15 protein-coding genes are annotated in these 15401 nt (G+C 46.4%); 4 read left to right on the forward strand and 11 right to left on the reverse strand.

What is annotated here, in order from left to right; translation table 11 throughout:
* Positions 1 to 31: 31 nt before the first annotated feature.
* The 3 genes from ED901_RS02640 to ED901_RS02650 are packed head-to-tail and all read left to right on the forward strand — an operon-like array spanning position 32 to position 3613.
* On the forward strand, positions 32 to 1303 hold the full coding sequence (locus ED901_RS02640; RefSeq protein ID WP_122094647.1) for a capsule biosynthesis protein: 1272 nt from the start codon (positions 32 to 34) through the stop codon (positions 1301 to 1303).
* 37 nt (positions 1304 to 1340) lie between these two features.
* Entirely contained in the window at positions 1341 to 2306 is a 966-nt protein-coding gene (locus ED901_RS02645) for a right-handed parallel beta-helix repeat-containing protein (protein ID WP_240993864.1), read from the forward strand.
* A gap of 8 nt (positions 2307 to 2314) precedes the next feature.
* The gene (locus tag ED901_RS02650) at positions 2315 to 3613 is read left to right on the forward strand and encodes an antibiotic acetyltransferase (RefSeq protein ID WP_122095599.1); all 1299 of its coding nucleotides are present in this window, start codon (positions 2315 to 2317) and stop codon (positions 3611 to 3613) included.
* 92 nt (positions 3614 to 3705) lie between these two features.
* Here the strand turns inward: ED901_RS02650 and ED901_RS02655 are convergent, their stop codons facing one another.
* The 8 genes from ED901_RS02655 to rhtA all read right to left on the reverse strand — a co-directional run bounded on the left by ED901_RS02655 (position 3706) and on the right by rhtA (position 12008).
* Complete coding sequence (locus ED901_RS02655) at positions 3706 to 5904, reverse strand: galactosyltransferase-related protein (RefSeq protein ID WP_122094651.1); 2199 nt, start codon at positions 5902 to 5904, stop codon at positions 3706 to 3708.
* 36 nt (positions 5905 to 5940) lie between these two features.
* Positions 5941 to 6606 (reverse strand): ABC transporter ATP-binding protein, encoded by a 666-nt coding sequence (locus tag ED901_RS02660; protein ID WP_122094653.1) that lies wholly within the window; start codon positions 6604 to 6606, stop codon positions 5941 to 5943.
* The gene (locus ED901_RS02665; protein ID WP_122094655.1) at positions 6603 to 7379 is read right to left on the reverse strand and encodes an ABC transporter permease; all 777 of its coding nucleotides are present in this window, start codon (positions 7377 to 7379) and stop codon (positions 6603 to 6605) included. Before ED901_RS02665 ends, ED901_RS02660 begins: the two co-directional genes overlap by 4 nt.
* 642 nt (positions 7380 to 8021) lie before the next feature.
* On the reverse strand, positions 8022 to 8525 hold the full coding sequence (gene dps / locus ED901_RS02670) for a DNA starvation/stationary phase protection protein Dps (RefSeq protein ID WP_056769114.1): 504 nt from the start codon (positions 8523 to 8525) through the stop codon (positions 8022 to 8024).
* A 412-nt stretch (positions 8526 to 8937) separates the two neighbouring features.
* Positions 8938 to 9615 (reverse strand): anti-sigma factor domain-containing protein, encoded by a 678-nt coding sequence (locus tag ED901_RS02675; protein ID WP_122094657.1) that lies wholly within the window; start codon positions 9613 to 9615, stop codon positions 8938 to 8940.
* Entirely contained in the window at positions 9612 to 10193 is a 582-nt protein-coding gene (locus tag ED901_RS02680) for an RNA polymerase sigma factor (protein ID WP_056769116.1), read from the reverse strand. Before ED901_RS02680 ends, ED901_RS02675 begins: the two co-directional genes overlap by 4 nt.
* Before the next feature lie 154 nt (positions 10194 to 10347).
* Positions 10348 to 10911 carry a fasciclin domain-containing protein gene (locus ED901_RS02685; RefSeq protein WP_056769118.1) on the reverse strand — a complete coding sequence of 188 codons (564 nt, stop codon included), beginning with the start codon at positions 10909 to 10911 and terminating at the stop codon, positions 10348 to 10350.
* A 188-nt stretch (positions 10912 to 11099) separates the two neighbouring features.
* Positions 11100 to 12008, reverse strand: a complete 909-nt coding sequence (gene rhtA / locus ED901_RS02690; protein ID WP_205965079.1) for a threonine/homoserine exporter RhtA — start codon at positions 12006 to 12008, stop codon at positions 11100 to 11102.
* 486 nt (positions 12009 to 12494) lie between these two features.
* Between rhtA and ompX the strand changes: the two genes are divergently transcribed.
* On the forward strand, positions 12495 to 13028 hold the full coding sequence (gene ompX / locus ED901_RS02695; RefSeq protein WP_056769121.1) for an outer membrane protein OmpX: 534 nt from the start codon (positions 12495 to 12497) through the stop codon (positions 13026 to 13028).
* Between the two features lie 112 nt (positions 13029 to 13140).
* On the opposite strand, the gene ED901_RS02700 is transcribed toward ompX, so the two are convergent.
* The 3 genes from ED901_RS02700 to ED901_RS02710 all read right to left on the reverse strand — a co-directional run bounded on the left by ED901_RS02700 (position 13141) and on the right by ED901_RS02710 (position 15333).
* Complete coding sequence (locus tag ED901_RS02700; protein WP_122094661.1) at positions 13141 to 13905, reverse strand: molybdopterin-dependent oxidoreductase; 765 nt, start codon at positions 13903 to 13905, stop codon at positions 13141 to 13143.
* Positions 13898 to 14521 carry a cytochrome b/b6 domain-containing protein gene (locus ED901_RS02705; RefSeq protein WP_122095600.1) on the reverse strand — a complete coding sequence of 208 codons (624 nt, stop codon included), beginning with the start codon at positions 14519 to 14521 and terminating at the stop codon, positions 13898 to 13900. Before ED901_RS02705 ends, ED901_RS02700 begins: the two co-directional genes overlap by 8 nt.
* Positions 14522 to 14709: 188 nt before the next feature.
* Positions 14710 to 15333, reverse strand: a complete 624-nt coding sequence (locus ED901_RS02710) for a hypothetical protein (RefSeq protein WP_056769125.1) — start codon at positions 15331 to 15333, stop codon at positions 14710 to 14712.
* Between the last annotated feature and the right edge of the window lie 68 nt (positions 15334 to 15401).

The raw sequence follows: 15401 nt of genomic DNA on the forward strand, positions 1-15401 counted from the left end.
TAATTACTCAAAGTTTGTAGCGTGGACGAAAATGGACAGTAAGGCGCTTACTACATTACTTTCTGGAAAAAAGTATCTGCTGTTGCAGGGGCCGATGGGGCCTTTCTTCAGCGATCTGGCACAGTGGCTTGAGTCTCTGGGGCGGGAAGCGGTGAACGTCGTTTTCAACGGCGGCGACAGGCGATATTCGCGTAAACGTGAATACCGCTTGTTTCAGCAGACCCCAAAAGAGTTTCCGACCTGGCTGAAAGAGACGTGGCAGGATTACGACTTCGACACCATTGTGTGTTTCGGGGATTGTCGTCCGTTGCATCAGGCAGCTAAGCGCTGGGCACAGGCCAAAGGTGTGCGCTTCCTCGCATTTGAGGAGGGCTATCTGCGCCCGCACTACATCACGCTGGAACAGAACGGCGTGAATGCCTATTCCAGTGTGCCGCGCGAGGCAGAGTTTTACCGCAACCTGCCACCAATGACTATGCCGGACATCGAGCAGATCAAACCTTCGGCCTGGCAGCGCGTCCGTCATGCGATAACCTACTATCTGGTCGGGTGGGGCGCTCGCCATGATTTCCCGAAATACCGCCATCACAAATCCTTCTCGCCGTGGTATGAGGCGCGCTGCTGGACCCGTGCTGCCTGGCGCAAAAAGGTGTATGCCTTCCGTCAGCGCAATGTGTTGCAGCAACTTCAGACGGATCTGGATCAGCGCTACTTCCTGGCGATTTTGCAGGTCTACAACGACAGCCAGATCCGCAACCACAGCCCGTATAACGACGTGCGCGATTACATCAACGAAGTGATGCATTCCTTCGCCAAGAAAGCGCCGCCGACCGAGTTTCTGGTGATCAAACATCACCCGATGGACCGGGGGCACCGTTTATACGGGCCGCTTATCCGCCAGCTCGGTAAAAAATACCGCATCAATAATCGCGTGATTTACGTCCACGACCTGCCGATGCCGGAATTGCTGACCCACGCCAAAGCGGTAGTGACCATCAACAGCACGGCGGGGATATCCGCACTGATCCATAACAAGCCGCTGAAGGTGATGGGCAACGCGCTGTACGACATTAAAGGCATTACTTATCAGGGCCATCTGAACCAGTTTTGGACCTCAGGATTTAAGCCCGATATGAAGCTTTTCAAACAGTTCCGGCTATACTTGCTGCAGAATACGCAGATTAATGCGGTGTTTTATGGCGGGCATAAAAAAGACAAAGCCGCGATTGCCGATGCCCAGTACAAGCCGGTCTTCATCAGTCAAAAACTGGTGATGAACTACACTAAACGACAGCCTTCCTGAATGAATTGAGGACCATGCACAGATGCCAGCAAAACGGATGTTTACACCCTGTGCCTGTTTCTCTTTCATCATCCTTCTGCCTCTTTCCCTGACGGCCTGCGCGGTTGCTGATTCAGCATCCGCTTCCCACGAATGCCGGTTACCCGCCATGCGCGGTAACGTCTCGTTAGTGCCTTCCTGCGTTTATCACCAGGAGATGGTCATCACCGCCAGTCACACCACGGTCGATTGCCGTGGTGCGGTGCTCGATGGCGATAACGAGAAATCATTTGGGATATTCATCAACAGCAAAGGCAAACCCATGTCTGATGTGACGATCAGAAACTGCAAAGTGCGAAACTACACGCACAGCGGTATCCGGGTCACGTCTGACATAGCGGCAAACAAACTCAGCTCAGACCATGAAGAGAATTACCGCAGAACACCGACGCGCATCACGCTTGATAACGTCGAGGTGAGCGGCAGCGGTCGCGTGGGGATCTACTTTGATGATTACGTCACCCACTCAACGCTGAAGAATTCCGTGGTTCGCGATTCGTATATGTCGGGCATTTATCTGGAACACTCATCGCGAAATAACAACATTGTGAATAACCAGATAATCAACAATGGGCATGAGAGCTTCGGCAAGGGAAAGCGTGAAGGATTAGCGGTGGATTCATCGGCCTATAACCTGATCGAAGGCAACCGTTTCGAATCGAACGGGGCAGGGGGCGTGTTTCTGTATAAGAACTGCGGGGAACATTTCAGCACCGGCAAATCCGTGATCCGCTGGCAGCACAGTGACCACAACGTCATCCGTAACAACACCTTCATCAACGAACCCGTCGGCATCTGGCTGGCATCCCGGCAGAACCGGGATTTATCAGGATTTGACTGCGGGGATAAACCGAGAGATGGATCGGGTAAATATTTTGCCGATTATGCCGATAACAATGTGGTGGAGGGGAATAGGTTTGCGGGGGTAAGGATGAGAATTATAAATAACGGATTTAATAATTGAGGTTGTTAATGAATAATGATTTTTTTGAATTAAATAATATTGTAGTAAGTGAAGACTCTTCGATAGAAGGAGATGGTTGGCTTGAGCAAGAGAGCGTAATTTATGGCATACTTAAAGGGCGGTTCTACGTTGGGGCTTATTCAAAAATAAATGAAACTGCAAAGTGTTTAAACTGCTTTATTGGTAGGTTCTCAACCATAGAAGATGGCGTAACTTTAGGTTATGAGGAGAGGAAAATATCAAACTTTTCAGTTCACTCATTTGCGCGTGACACCGACTTTTCAGCCTCAGATGAATATTATGAAAAAATAAAATCTAGATACTATTATGAGCAAGGGAAATACACTTTTATTGGAAGTGATGTCCTTATAGGTCGAAACTCAACAATCACTGAAGGATGCTGTATTTCTGATGGGGTCATTATTGAGCCAAATTCATTCGTTAATACTAACATCCCCCCCTATGCCATAGCTTCCGGAACGCCAGCAGTAATAGTTGGATATAGATTTCCTGAAGTTTACATTTCAAAATTACTAAGTTCAAAGTGGTGGATGAAAGATATTAGTTCATTAACTAATGTTGGAAAATCAAATACCATTGATTATGTGAATAACTTCACTTTAATAGATAATGTGCATAATAGAAAACTACCAGAACTTACCAAGAAAAGAATCCATATAAATACCGTTAGGAAAACTTTCGCAGTTGATGAGTCGAGTCGCATGATCGTGGGGCCTTCTCATGTTGATTTATGGTTTACGAAATATAATAGAAGGCAAACGCCCATCCCTAAAAATTCGCATCTCATTCCTATCCCGGCATTATCTTCCTTCAGTGATCAGTTACATTCATTGGTGAAGTGGTGGTTGGAATGGTTTGATGATGTTATTTTGTTTGTGCCTGATTTTCGTATAGGGAATGTTGCAACAGATAAAAAAACGAAAGACGGGAGGTACATTAGGCAGGATATTACAGGTGATGAAAACTCTATAAAATGCTATGAACTTGGCCTTGAATCTTTAGATAAGTTGATAAAGACGGGTAAAGTTAAGTTATTTTTTTGGTGTTTGTTTGGAAGGGAGTTTTTGAATAAAAAAGAAGGTAAGTATATTAATTTGGACGGAGAGTATGATCATCCCATTTGGAATTATTCAAAACTAAAAAAAATATATAAAAATGCGGTGATAGACATGGAGAATAATGTGGATGGGTTTAATAATCTAAGCGAACTTATAGTTGATTCAAGTATACATCCGACACATGAATGCTACGAATTAATAAGAAAGCTTTTTGAAACTGTTAAGTAATGCAGGAAGTTAGTTTTTTAAAAAGCCTAATATTTTATTATAACCCTTAGTTATCTAGTGATTAAAATAGATAACTAAGGGTGAAGGGTTGGTTAATTAACCCTATTTCTCAATGCATCACGGAAAAATAAACTTGGATTGGTAGCTAGTTTTTTAAACTTCCGAGATAACTTACTTTTGTTTTTAACACCATTTCCAATCTTTATTTCGACGTTGTCAATTTTTGAAGGAGTTGCCACAGATACTTCAGGAACTATTTTTGGCTTTGGTTGTTGAATTGTAGCCGGTTTACGCGAGATATACTCATCTAATCTATATCGATCAAAAAGAATGCTTTCTCTTATATCAATCACTTCTTCTTTTTCAAATAAATACGTACCTTCATTAATCACTCTAACAGACTTGTATTCAATATTTAAAGATATAGAGAGATTTGCTTTTTCAGTGTGTTTTCTTTCACTTCTAATCCAAGATGCAAAAGAATAAAAATCATTAACAAGATAACTTAAGAATTTTAAAGATTTATTTTTATCAAAATTAAAATTATCGCTTGTTATTAGTCCCGCGACTTCGGTAGCTGTTTTTACGTTCGAATTGATCCCATCGCAAATATAGTGTGCTTGACCGAACGCAAAAACGTGCTTTTGATATAGTTGAGCCATTATCCCAACCCCGCTATTAAGTAATGCAACAGCATCACAGCAAGATAATAAGTCGCCTATATGATATTCATCAACATTGATCATTTTCTCATGAGAAAACTTTTCAATACTTAATGGATGATTCTTAACCACTATCTTCCAGTTTTCAGGAAGAAGGTAGGGAAGCATACTTAGTTCATTTAAGTAATTATCATAGCTGCCAACATCGCCGCAGAAATATCTAGTTGTAGTATCGCTGGGTGATTGTAAGGCAATAAACAGGATTTTTATATTCTCAGAATCTCCAGCAATTCTTCTTTTTAGATTATCTCCTCCAATAATATTACCTTGAGGTTCCAGAGATTCACCTGAGTGTATAGTTTCATTTATAAATTCTAATGTGTTCGACAGTTTTTCAGCCGATAGTTCATGTTGTTCCCAGTTTTCTGGCAAGTATGAAGTACTTTCAGCGCAAAAACCATTACTATCAATATAAATAGACCACGGTAATGCACCTCTTTCGATAACATAGGTTTTTATACCAAGTTCCTTGGCTTTGTTATATATAGAAAGCCTATTTTCGTTACCATATGGATTATTGAAAATAATACTTTCAATATTGTTGTCAATAATGCTTTTTTCTAAGTTGAAAATATTTAAATATTTCTCTTCTATTAATATTGGATTATCAAAATGTTGGAAGACTCGCTCATTAAATGAATGTGGATTTTTTGATAAGAAAAGTTGTTTTTTTAATTCCTCTCTAATTAGAGGGGTCGTAATATAGTTATCATTAGAATATCGTTTGCAATTTTCTAAGAAAATCTTATGATTTTTTGCCCTAATTGCTGTGGAACGATGTTCCGCAATAGGGTGATGGATATGAAATGAATAAATTCCTTTATTTGAAACTAAATCTGCAAAAATTCTAAACAGCGAACGCCATCCTCGCCAATTTACTTGTTTACTATAATTACGTGTGTCTAGTTGGTAAAAATCGCGCGGGCGTTCAATTTTAAACTTTCTTAGAAGTCTTACCCAGAAGTCAGAGTCTTCAAAACCCCAACCTTCAAAGCTTTCATCGTATCCGCCAATTAAAATTGCATCTTGGCGTTTGCAAATTAAAAATGATGAAGCAGGTGCATGATGTACAATTAACTCAGAAGTGGGTTTATAAATTTCGCCAATCATTTTACTATAAATGGCTGGATTCAAATCCTCCAAGATAAGTTCTGAACCTTTCTCTGTCAAATACACAACTGGGATAACAAAGAATGGCCAGTCACCACTTTCAATTAGATTTTCTATTTCAATATTAATTTTCTGATAAAAATCCACAGAGTGATACAAATCTACATCTTCGAAGATTACATATTCAGATTTTGATTTTTTTAATCCTACGTTTCTTGCAGCAGATGCGTTCCATAGACCATTAGGTTTATCAACGTATACATAATCAAATCCAATATTTTCGCATGTGTTTTCAATCTCTTGTGCGCGCGCTAATTCTGAACCATAATCAACAATAATGAAGTTAAAGTTCCCAGGGATTTCTAACTTTGACTTCATTATTAATCTCTGACAAATATCATATTCGTCTCTATATTTTACAGGGATTATTACGCTAACATTAAATTTGTTATTTTTCATTTTTAACTCATTAGGAATTATTAATTACAATCAAGATTAGAGGTTTTCGTCTATTTTGTACGATTCAATTGCGTCTGAAACTGAATCGTAATATTTTACTTTATTATCTCGCCCGATAAATAATGCTACATCGCAGAATTCTTTAAGTGATCCCAGACTGTGCGACACCATCAAAAAACTCGCTTCTTTATGCCGTGCTTTGAACAAATCAGCACATTTTTGTTTAAATCTGGCATCGCCGACGGCAGTGACTTCATCGACAAGATAGTAATCAAATTTAAATGCCATGCTCAGGCCAAAGCCCAGGCGGGATTTCATACCGGAGGAATAGGTTTTAATGGGCATATCAAAGTATTTACCCAGCTCGGCAAACTCTTCCACAAAAGCCACTTTTTCGCGTAACTGGTCTGGCTTGGAATAGAGGCGTGCGACGAATTTCACATTTTCCCGACCTGTCAGGCTGCCCTGAAATCCGCCGGCTAAGCCGACCGGCCAGGAAATCGTTTTATCAGTCTGAATGTTACCGGAATCAGGGCGGTCAATGCCGCCGATGACGCGTAGTAACGTTGATTTACCCGCACCGTTTCGGCCAATTAAAGCTACGCTTTTACCGGAAGGCAGTTCAACGTTGAGATCTTTAAAAACGTAATGGCGGCCTTTTGGTGTGCGGTAGGATTTTGTCAGATTTTCGATTTTTATCATGATGTCAGCATTGCTGCCTCTCGATTACGATAAAGGGCTAAACCAATGAACAATATAACCAAAGTACATCCTGCCAAATAGTTGATACTTACCCCTTCACTAGAATAGCCAGGCACTACTGAAGCTCTACATAGTTCTACAGCATGAACAATAGGGTTCCATAGCAAATAAGGCCAATAGTCTTTTGGAATGCTATGCAATGAAAACATAATACAAGAAACAAAATATAATGGTTTAACTACAATAGGTAAGAATTTTTCCGTTTCTGGAAAGGTTTTGCCGATCACCATAAAAATTAGGCCTATACCACAGGATAATAAAACAATTAATACCCATACCATAACTATAGTTATGAGCCCTGTTACTTTAAATTCCTCTCCAAGCAAACCAATAATAGACATGAGCAATACATATACGACTGCATAAATTAGCGCTTCCAATATTGCCCTGGCAATAATGGTATCAATAGGGCGCACGGGTCGATAATTAAATAACCCTTGATTTGCTTCAATAGCGCCTATTGAGCGGTTGGTAATATTACTGAAAACAAAGAAAGGGATGATACCGTTAATCAAAAATACTGGAAAAGAAATATCAGGCATAGTTCGGTGCATAATATAACCGAAGATTCCTAACAAAATTAGCATATGCGCCATTGGCTCCAGCGCTGCCCACAGATACCCCAACCGGTACTTACCAAAACGGGTCTTAATCTCTCTTAAAAAAAGCGCTTTTACGGCCGCTTTTTGTACTTCCAAGCCACTACGTGCCATCTGTTTTGTCCAGTTTTTATTCGATTTTCCACGCTACCGCCCCTGGCTTATGGCTACCAATGTGCTGAAATCAGGGTCAGATTGTGGGAAACGGCGTGGTATTTAACCTCAGTGAGGTAGCCGCAGAAGGAGTGTCACTTTTCCATAAGTTACTATTGGAGGGGCCATGCCGGAGTGAACGTCCATTGTAAGAATTCTCTTAACTTTCAGTGTTTTATTTCAATGCCTAAATTCACAAAAAAGTAAAGGTTACGACTAAATATTTCAGCAAGTTACAGGTCATATCGCATTCATGTAAAATTGCTTTGGTCTATTAATTTGCCTTTAAACATTCATCACACCTATTGATCTAAGAGCTTTCTGACACGTCTAATAAAACTCTTATTTATCAGTCGGCTAGTGGTACCGGTTTCAGGACTAATTAGTTCTGAATTAGTTTATATAGAAACTATTCATATAAGTTATTATTCAAAGTTCTTACAAAAAACGTTATGAGTCAGGGATTTCAGCGCAAAACGAGGTATCGGGAGGGGAGGGGGATGAAAATAGAAAAGGCCAGTCGCTTACGCCACTGGCCTTATTTTTTGCATTGATCCGATGATTAGCCGCAGCCTTGATCAGGCTGCGATTACCGAGTCCTGATTACTCGATATTAGATTCGATGAACCACAGGAATTTATCCAAATCGCGTGATGCGGCGGTAAAGATATCTGCGGTGTCCTCGTCTTCCACTTCGCCAATGGCTTTACGCGTGTCGTTGGCGACAACGGCAAAACGATCTGCCAGCGCTTTCAGGTGTTCTTGCACGGTATGGATGTTAGTCGGGTAGCTTTTCAGTGGGGTTTTATCGTTAACCACTTGCACGGTACCCAGCGCAACGCCACCTAGCTGCACCACACGTTCTGCGATGGTGTCCTGATGATCGATAACTGCGGTACGGAATCCATCAAGCATTTCGTGCACGGCGATGAAGTTTGCGCCACGCATGTTCCAGTGTGCCTGCTTGATGATCAGCGACAGATCGATGTATTCCGCCACCAGGCGGTTCAGCACTTTGATGGTGCTCAGTTTAACGTTTTCATCTAAATCGTTGCGTGTATAGATAAGTTCAGAAGATTTCGTTTTGACCAGTTTAGCGGTACTCATATTTATATCTCCTTGTTAGATTTACTTATTAGTTAATGCATATATCTCGTAACTGGATCCAGTATAGCAATAAATTTCAGTTTTGCAGGAAAGTCGTTCCTATCGTTCCGATAGCGTGTGCCATATATTGCCTGCCAGACGATGTTTATTAATTTATCATGTTGATTTTTAAGGTGGATAGGAATGTTCCTGAATTCACGTAAATAGTGGGTCAACCGGGATGTTGAATTATTCCTGAATGTAACATGACATGTTATGTCTATATTTATGACAGCAAAAACAGAGAATGATAAATATTCTCGCCTGAGAATGATTGCCAATTTAACACTATTTTTTGCTGAAAATAATCAACGGGGGAAATATTTCCCGCCGTTGATTATTAAGAGGTTTCACTGCCTGCTGAATACCGGTTTCACAGCGTCAGCGCACCGCTGTACAGCACGGCACCGGTCGGTTGCCCGGTAGGAGAGCCGCCGCGTGGTTCAACACTGATCGCCAGCGTGTAACCCGGATCCGGCATTTTTGCCGCCAGCGCCAGCTGAGTGGGTTGCCGGGTATTGAGTAAGCCCAGCGAACGCGGTTTGCCGCCCGGCGGGATGGCCCAGAGTTCCAGGCTGCGGTCATCCGCCACGCGCTGCGCATTGAGCGGGGTCAGCATCAGGCTGCGCGTGCTGGCATCCGCGCTCACCACCCATTGCCCGCCGGGAGCGCCTTCACTGCTGGCGAGGATCGCCACCGGCATAGGCACGCCCGGTTGTACCAGCAGACGCGGGATCAGCAGCAGTGCCGCCAGCCCGGCGGCCAGTGCCCAGCCAAGATAACCGCGCAGCGGCGTTTTGGCGGGGGCCGCACGATTTGCAGGTTGCAGCGCGAGGTTATGTTGAATGCGCTTCCACACCGAAGCGGGTGGGATCACCGGGATGATCTGGTTATCCAGTTGTGTGAAGGCTTCCTGCCAGCGCGCCACTTCGGCCGCCAGCTCAGGGTCTTCCTGCATTTTTTGCTCGAATTGAATTTTTGCTGCGCCGCGCAACGTGCCGAGCGCATATTCAGCGGCGAGGGCAGCATGATAATGGCTTCTGCTTTTCATAGTCCCACGCAGCTCTTTAAGTGATCCAGGGCGCGACGGATCCAGCTTTTTATCGTCCCCAGAGGTTGTTGTAGATGAGATGAAACCTCGCCGTGAGACAGACCCTGATAATAGGCAAGGATCAGGCTTTGTCGTTGTTCGGCGGGAAGGTGCGCCAGACAGTTCGCCAGCACTTTGGCATCGCTGTCTTGTTGCAATCTTTGCAGGGGTTCATCACTTTCTTCGACGTAACGGTCCGCCACGCTGTCGTCCAGTTCGTCTGTCTGGTTATCGCTGCCGCGCATCCAGTCGATGGCGCGGTTGCGGACAATGTGAGTGAGCCAGGTCATCGGGGAACTGAGGGCGGGGTTATAAGACGCCGCCCGGTTCCACGCGGTGATGTAGCTGTCGTGCAAAACTTCCTCTGCCCAGGCGTGTCGCCGCAACATGCGTAATGCCACGGCAAAAAGTCTCGGGGAAGTCAGACGGTAGAGTTGCTCGAATGCCTGACGGTCGCCACTGGCCATGGCGCTCATCAGTTCACGCTGAACTTCCAGCGCTTTCTCTGGTGTCGTATTTTTCAATAAAGGGTCATGCATTCGCCCATCCTGACTTTCTGAGATACTGTTTCATAAGGAAATCCAGCTCTCAGTATAGTCCCCAAAATAATTCGTGTTGCAGTGCCTGGGCAGAAGCTGATCACAGCCTTCAGCGAACGCCTCTGCAACGCGAAGTATGAAGGGGCAGCCGGTATTATTTAGGCATCAGTACGGTATCGACCACGTCGATTACACCGTTTTTCTGTTGAACGTCATAGGTACTGATATTGGCGATATTCCCTTTGCCGTCTTTCAGCTGAATATTGTGCGGGCCGTTGTTGAGGATCCACAGTGGCTGGCCGTTAACGGTTTTCAGTTCCGCGGTGCCGTTCCCTTTTTTCAGCAGTTTTTCCAGATCTTTCATTTCATATTTACCGGCCACCACGTGGTAGGTGAGGATGCTGGTGAGTGTGGCTTTGTTTTCAGGTTTCACCAGATTCTCGACGGTGCCCGCCGGCAATTTAGCAAACGCGGCATTGGTCGGGGCAAACACGGTGAACGGACCTTTACCCTGCAACGTGTCCACCAGACCGGCAGCTTTCACGGCGGCAACCAGCGTGGTGTGGTCTTTGGAGTTCAGGGCATTCTCTACGATATTTTTGGACGGATACATTTCAGCGCCACCCACCATGGTGGTGTTTTGAGACATCATTGCAGCCATTGACGCGGTGCTCAGCAGCAGCGAAGCACAGATAGCGGTACGGATTAATGTTTTCATGATGTAGTCCTTCGTAAGTTGAGTAGGTAAGGTCTTGCCTCACATCTATACATACGAACGACACCCCGCTTTTGGATGCAGGAAAAGATGAAAAAAAGTGAAATAAACCAACGTTATTTTCAACACATTGATTATCAATAAAAAAACCACGCGCATTGGCGTGGTTTTTTATTGGAATAACGCAGAGATTATTTCCCCGACGGATTATTTCCGGGCACTTCCACCGTTTCGATTTTGATTTTACGCTGGATCGTCAGCGTTGAACCGGCAGAAGCCGCGATAATTGCCGCCAGCCCCAGCCACTGTGACGCCGTCAGGAACTCGCCCAGGAAGATAATTCCGGAAAGCGCGGCCATGGCCGGTTCCATACTCATCAGCGTGCCGAAGGTTTTGGCGGGCAGCTTGGTCAGCGCCATCATTTCCAGCGAATAAGGGATGGCAGAGGTGAGCAGGGCGATCAGCAAGCCGAGCGGCAAGATTTCCCAGCTGAATATAGAGGTGTGCGCCTGCGCGATGCCAATCGGGAAGAAGATCAGGGCGGCGATAACCGAGCCCATCGCGGCAGTCCCTGGCCCGTAGCTACTGCCTGCACGCTGCCCGGCAAGAATATAGACCGCCCAGCAGGCACCGGCGATCAGCGCAAAGCACGCTCCCTTGAGATCAACGCCACCGGCACTTTGTCCGAGCGGCAGCAAAAACAGTAATCCGGTCACGGCCAGCGCCACCCAGACAAAATCCACCGGGCGGCGGGAAGAGAACATCGCCACCGCCAGCGGCCCGGTGAACTCGAGCGCAACGGCAATCCCGAGCGGCACGGTGCGCAGCGCCAGATAGAAGCTGTAGTTCATACAACCCAGCGCAAGCCCGTACATCAGCAGTGCGCGAAAATTACCGCCGCGCATTTTAAAGCGCCACGGTCGGAAATAGATCAGCAGCAGAATGGAACCCAGCCCGAGACGCAGCGCCGTTACGCCCTGCGGGCCGACGACCGGGAACAGCGTTTTCGCCAGTGACGCGCCACCCTGTAAGGAAAGCATGGCGATGAGCAGCAGCAGGATGGCGACCAGAGGTGAGGCTTTCTTAGGTAATGCCGGCACCGGCGGGCTGTTGTTGTGTTCTTCTGCGGGCACGGCGGCCTGCATTTTTTTTCCTGACTGTGTCATCCATAGCGCCTTAGGAGGTGATCCGTTTTAACGATTATCTTGAGATTTATAGTTTTGAAAAGAAAGGTAAAGCACCGTCAGTGTAGAGGGAAATGGGGCAAGAAAAAATCAGTGAAAAAAGTTTTTTTCGGCAGCGGATTTTCCGAAAAAAATTTTAAAAAGCCGAAAATGTTGCGAAAAAATGTCGATTTTTCGTCCAAAACTTTAGGAATTATCTGCTAATCTTAAAAAGTTCAATAAGTTTTTCTTATAGTTTTAGTGACGAAAATCACAGTAAAATTAATAAGATATAGCGTGTTGGAAACTTTATGTTACACGATAGAGTGCTTTGGACATCTATATTCAGGCAGAGTTTCACGCTGGTTTTTGTTATATTTTCAAACGTGAAGGTTACTTTGGTTTCCCATTTTGAGGTGGTTTATGAAAAAAATTGCATGTCTTTCCGCATTAGCTTGCGTAGTAGCACTGGGCGTTTCAACAAGCGCATTCGCTGACACCAGCACCGTAACCGCTGGTTACGCTCAGGGTGATATGCAAGGCGTTGCTAACAAAGCAAACGGCTTCAACTTGAAATACCGTTGGGAACAAGATAACAACCCACTGGGCGTTATCGGTTCTTTCACCTACATTGAAGACGACAGCACTCCGTCTTCTGGTGACTACCGTAAAGCACAATACTACGGTCTGACTGCGGGTCCTGCTTACCGTCTGGCTGACTGGGTTTCCATCTACGGTGTTGTAGGTGTGGGCTACGGTAAATTCCAGCAGAACGACAACGCAGCATCTACTGCAAACCGTCAGAAATTTGACAACAGCGACTACGGCGTATCTTACGGCGCTGGTCTGCAGTTCAACCCAATCCAGAACGTTGCTCTGGACGTTTCTTACGAACAGTCCCGTATCCGCAGTGTTGATGTTGGCACCTGGATCGCTGGCGTAGGTTACAGCTTCTAATTCTTCGCCGCAGCGTAACGCTTTGACGTTACCCTCCCGCGAAAACAAAAACCGCTCATTGAGCGGTTTTTTTATCCCTTTTTTCCAGCCGGGATGGGGCGTTTATTAATACTTAAATCCCGCTAAACCAGTTATACCCCTGATCTTCCCAGTATCCGCCCGGATATTCATTGGTGACGAAAATCGCGCCGATGTGTTTGGCATTTTTAAAGCCCAGTTTGGTCGGCATGCGCAGGCGTAACGGGTAACCGAAATCCGGCGGCAGCGGTTTACCGCCAAAATCCAGAGCGAGAATGGTCTGCGGATGCAGCGCCGTCGCCATATCAATGCTGGAATAATAGCGGTCATCGCATTTAAACCCGACATATTTGGCGGTGAGATCCGCCCCGATATGTTGCAGGAAGGTTTTCAGCGGCACGCCTTTCCACTGGCCGATGGCGCTCCAGCCTTCAATGCAAATCAGACGGGTGATCTGGCTTTCCTGCGGCAGGCGCTGCAATTGTTCCAGCGTCCACGGCGCTTTTTTCTGCACCAGCCCGGAGACTTCCAGCCGGTAATTGGGGATGTCTATCTCCGGAACGTTGTATTCCGGATAAAAAGCATTGAAGCGGAACGGCGTGGTTATCTGATCTTCGCGGTAGGTTTGCGCCAGTTTCTGACCGCTGAATAGCCAGCCCTGAACCCGATCGTTCCAGCGCGACATCGCCCACAGCACTTTGTCGACCTGATCGCCGTCCTGCAAATTACAGCCGGTCAGCATCGATACCGCGCCCAGCGTCAGGCCGGAACGCAGCAACAGACGGCGCTGAATATTCACCAGCTGTTTGCGCTGGTCGGGCTCAACAATGATTTTTGGCCGGTCTGATTTATCACTCATCCGTGTTCTCCTGCGTACTGATTTTTTTGCCACCGGTGATCATGGCAACGAACGTTTTCGGCACCAGCAACACCATCACCACGTGAACCACCACGAACAGCATCACGCCGCTCATGGCAAAGAAATGGACATAACGGGCGATATCAAAACCGCCAAACAGCCACACCAGGCCGCTGAACTGAACCGGTTTCCAGATAGATAACCCTGAGAGCACCAGCAGCAGGCCGAGCAGCAGCACGCCGACGTACATCAGCTTTTGCACCGCGTTGTACTGGCCGGGTTTGTGCGGCAGCCTGAACGTCACGGCACGGACCGTATCCCGCCAGACAGAGCGTGGGCTGAACGGGAAAAAGTCATGCCTGAAATGGCCGCTGAACAGCCCCCACAGCACATAAAACAGGGCGTTGGCCGCCATCAGCCACATCACCGCCAGATGCCAGGCAATGTTGCCACCCAGCCAGCCGCCGAGGGTGGTGCTTTGCGGAAAGGTAAAAGAAAAAATCGGGTCGGCGTTATAAATTCCCCAGCCGCTCATCACCATGCCGATCATCGCGAAAAGATTAATCCAGTGGCACAGGCGAACCGGCCAGGGATGAATACGCTTTTTTTTCGGCAAAGAGGGCGGCGTGGAGGCACTTTGTGCAGAGGAGGTACGCAGCGGGGAGGGTTGAGATTTCACGGATAAACTCCTGCGTAATGAGAAACTGCGCAACGTGAATGAGGGAGGATTCACCCTGCGCAGTTCTTCAGGAACCACTGCTTGCGGCTGACAGACACGGCCCGCCGGAGCAGCGTGCTAAAGGGTTACATCGGCGGTGCGACGCCATCTTTACCGGCGGCGATACCACGGGCAACCAGTGCGCCTTTATCGTCTTTCATCGCAAACAGCACGATTTTTGTCCCAGGTTTCAGCAGGCTGCGGTCGCCTGGCGCCAGCAGAACCACCGGCACATCGTCAGGCACTACAACCGTTTTTTCTGCGTCATGATATTTCACGGTCAGCGTGCGGCCATTGGTGTTCACCAGTTTGCCGACGGTACCGTTGGTCATGGTATTGATTTTGCCATCGGCGGATTCAAACGGGTTGAACCCTTCGCCGCTGCCGCGCAGGCTTGGCGCGAAGACGTGCACTTCCAGCGCTTTCAGGGTGCCGTTGGCCTGTGGAACGGCCGCGGTACCGATGAAGCTGTCCGCTTTGATGTCACTGATCTGGCCTTTCGTCACCGCGTTGATTTTGGTCTGATCGGTCAGTTTAACGTCCAGCTTATCGCCCTGACGGGTGGTGATCTGCATGGAGGAATCATTAACGGATTCAATGGTTCCGCGCGTAGGTTTGATGACGTTGTCCGCAGCAAAGGCAGATGTCATGCCGCTGCACATCAGCAATGAACCGAGTAACAGACCGGCCAGACGTGTTGGTGTGTTCATGTTTAACTCTCCAGTTTCTTACGTATTTTCATTCAGGTAGAGGTATCACTGCACGAGGCAGTGAGGAA

Origin of the sequence: Rahnella sp. Larv3_ips, from assembly GCF_003697865.1 — a bacterium.
Lineage (GTDB): Bacteria > Pseudomonadota > Gammaproteobacteria > Enterobacterales > Enterobacteriaceae > Rahnella > Rahnella rivi.

Bases quoted from the DNA above. Each gene is read 5' to 3' on its own strand.
- ED901_RS02640 (WP_122094647.1), top strand. From the start codon at position 32: ATGGACAGTAAGGCGCTTACTACATTACTTTCTGGAAAAAAGTATCTG.
- ED901_RS02645 (WP_240993864.1), top strand. From the start codon at position 1,341: ATGTTTACACCCTGTGCCTGTTTCTCTTTCATCATCCTTCTGCCTCTT.
- ED901_RS02650 (WP_122095599.1), top strand. From the start codon at position 2,315: ATGAATAATGATTTTTTTGAATTAAATAATATTGTAGTAAGTGAAGAC.
- ED901_RS02655 (WP_122094651.1), bottom strand. From the start codon at position 5,904: ATGAAAAATAACAAATTTAATGTTAGCGTAATAATCCCTGTAAAATAT.
- ED901_RS02660 (WP_122094653.1), bottom strand. From the start codon at position 6,606: ATGATAAAAATCGAAAATCTGACAAAATCCTACCGCACACCAAAAGGC.
- ED901_RS02665 (WP_122094655.1), bottom strand. From the start codon at position 7,379: ATGGCACGTAGTGGCTTGGAAGTACAAAAAGCGGCCGTAAAAGCGCTT.
- dps (WP_056769114.1), bottom strand. From the start codon at position 8,525: ATGAGTACCGCTAAACTGGTCAAAACGAAATCTTCTGAACTTATCTAT.
- ED901_RS02675 (WP_122094657.1), bottom strand. From the start codon at position 9,615: ATGAAAAGCAGAAGCCATTATCATGCTGCCCTCGCCGCTGAATATGCG.
- ED901_RS02680 (WP_056769116.1), bottom strand. From the start codon at position 10,193: ATGCATGACCCTTTATTGAAAAATACGACACCAGAGAAAGCGCTGGAA.
- ED901_RS02685 (WP_056769118.1), bottom strand. From the start codon at position 10,911: ATGAAAACATTAATCCGTACCGCTATCTGTGCTTCGCTGCTGCTGAGC.
- ompX (WP_056769121.1), top strand. From the start codon at position 12,495: ATGAAAAAAATTGCATGTCTTTCCGCATTAGCTTGCGTAGTAGCACTG.
- ED901_RS02700 (WP_122094661.1), bottom strand. From the start codon at position 13,905: ATGAGTGATAAATCAGACCGGCCAAAAATCATTGTTGAGCCCGACCAG.
- ED901_RS02710 (WP_056769125.1), bottom strand. From the start codon at position 15,333: ATGAACACACCAACACGTCTGGCCGGTCTGTTACTCGGTTCATTGCTG.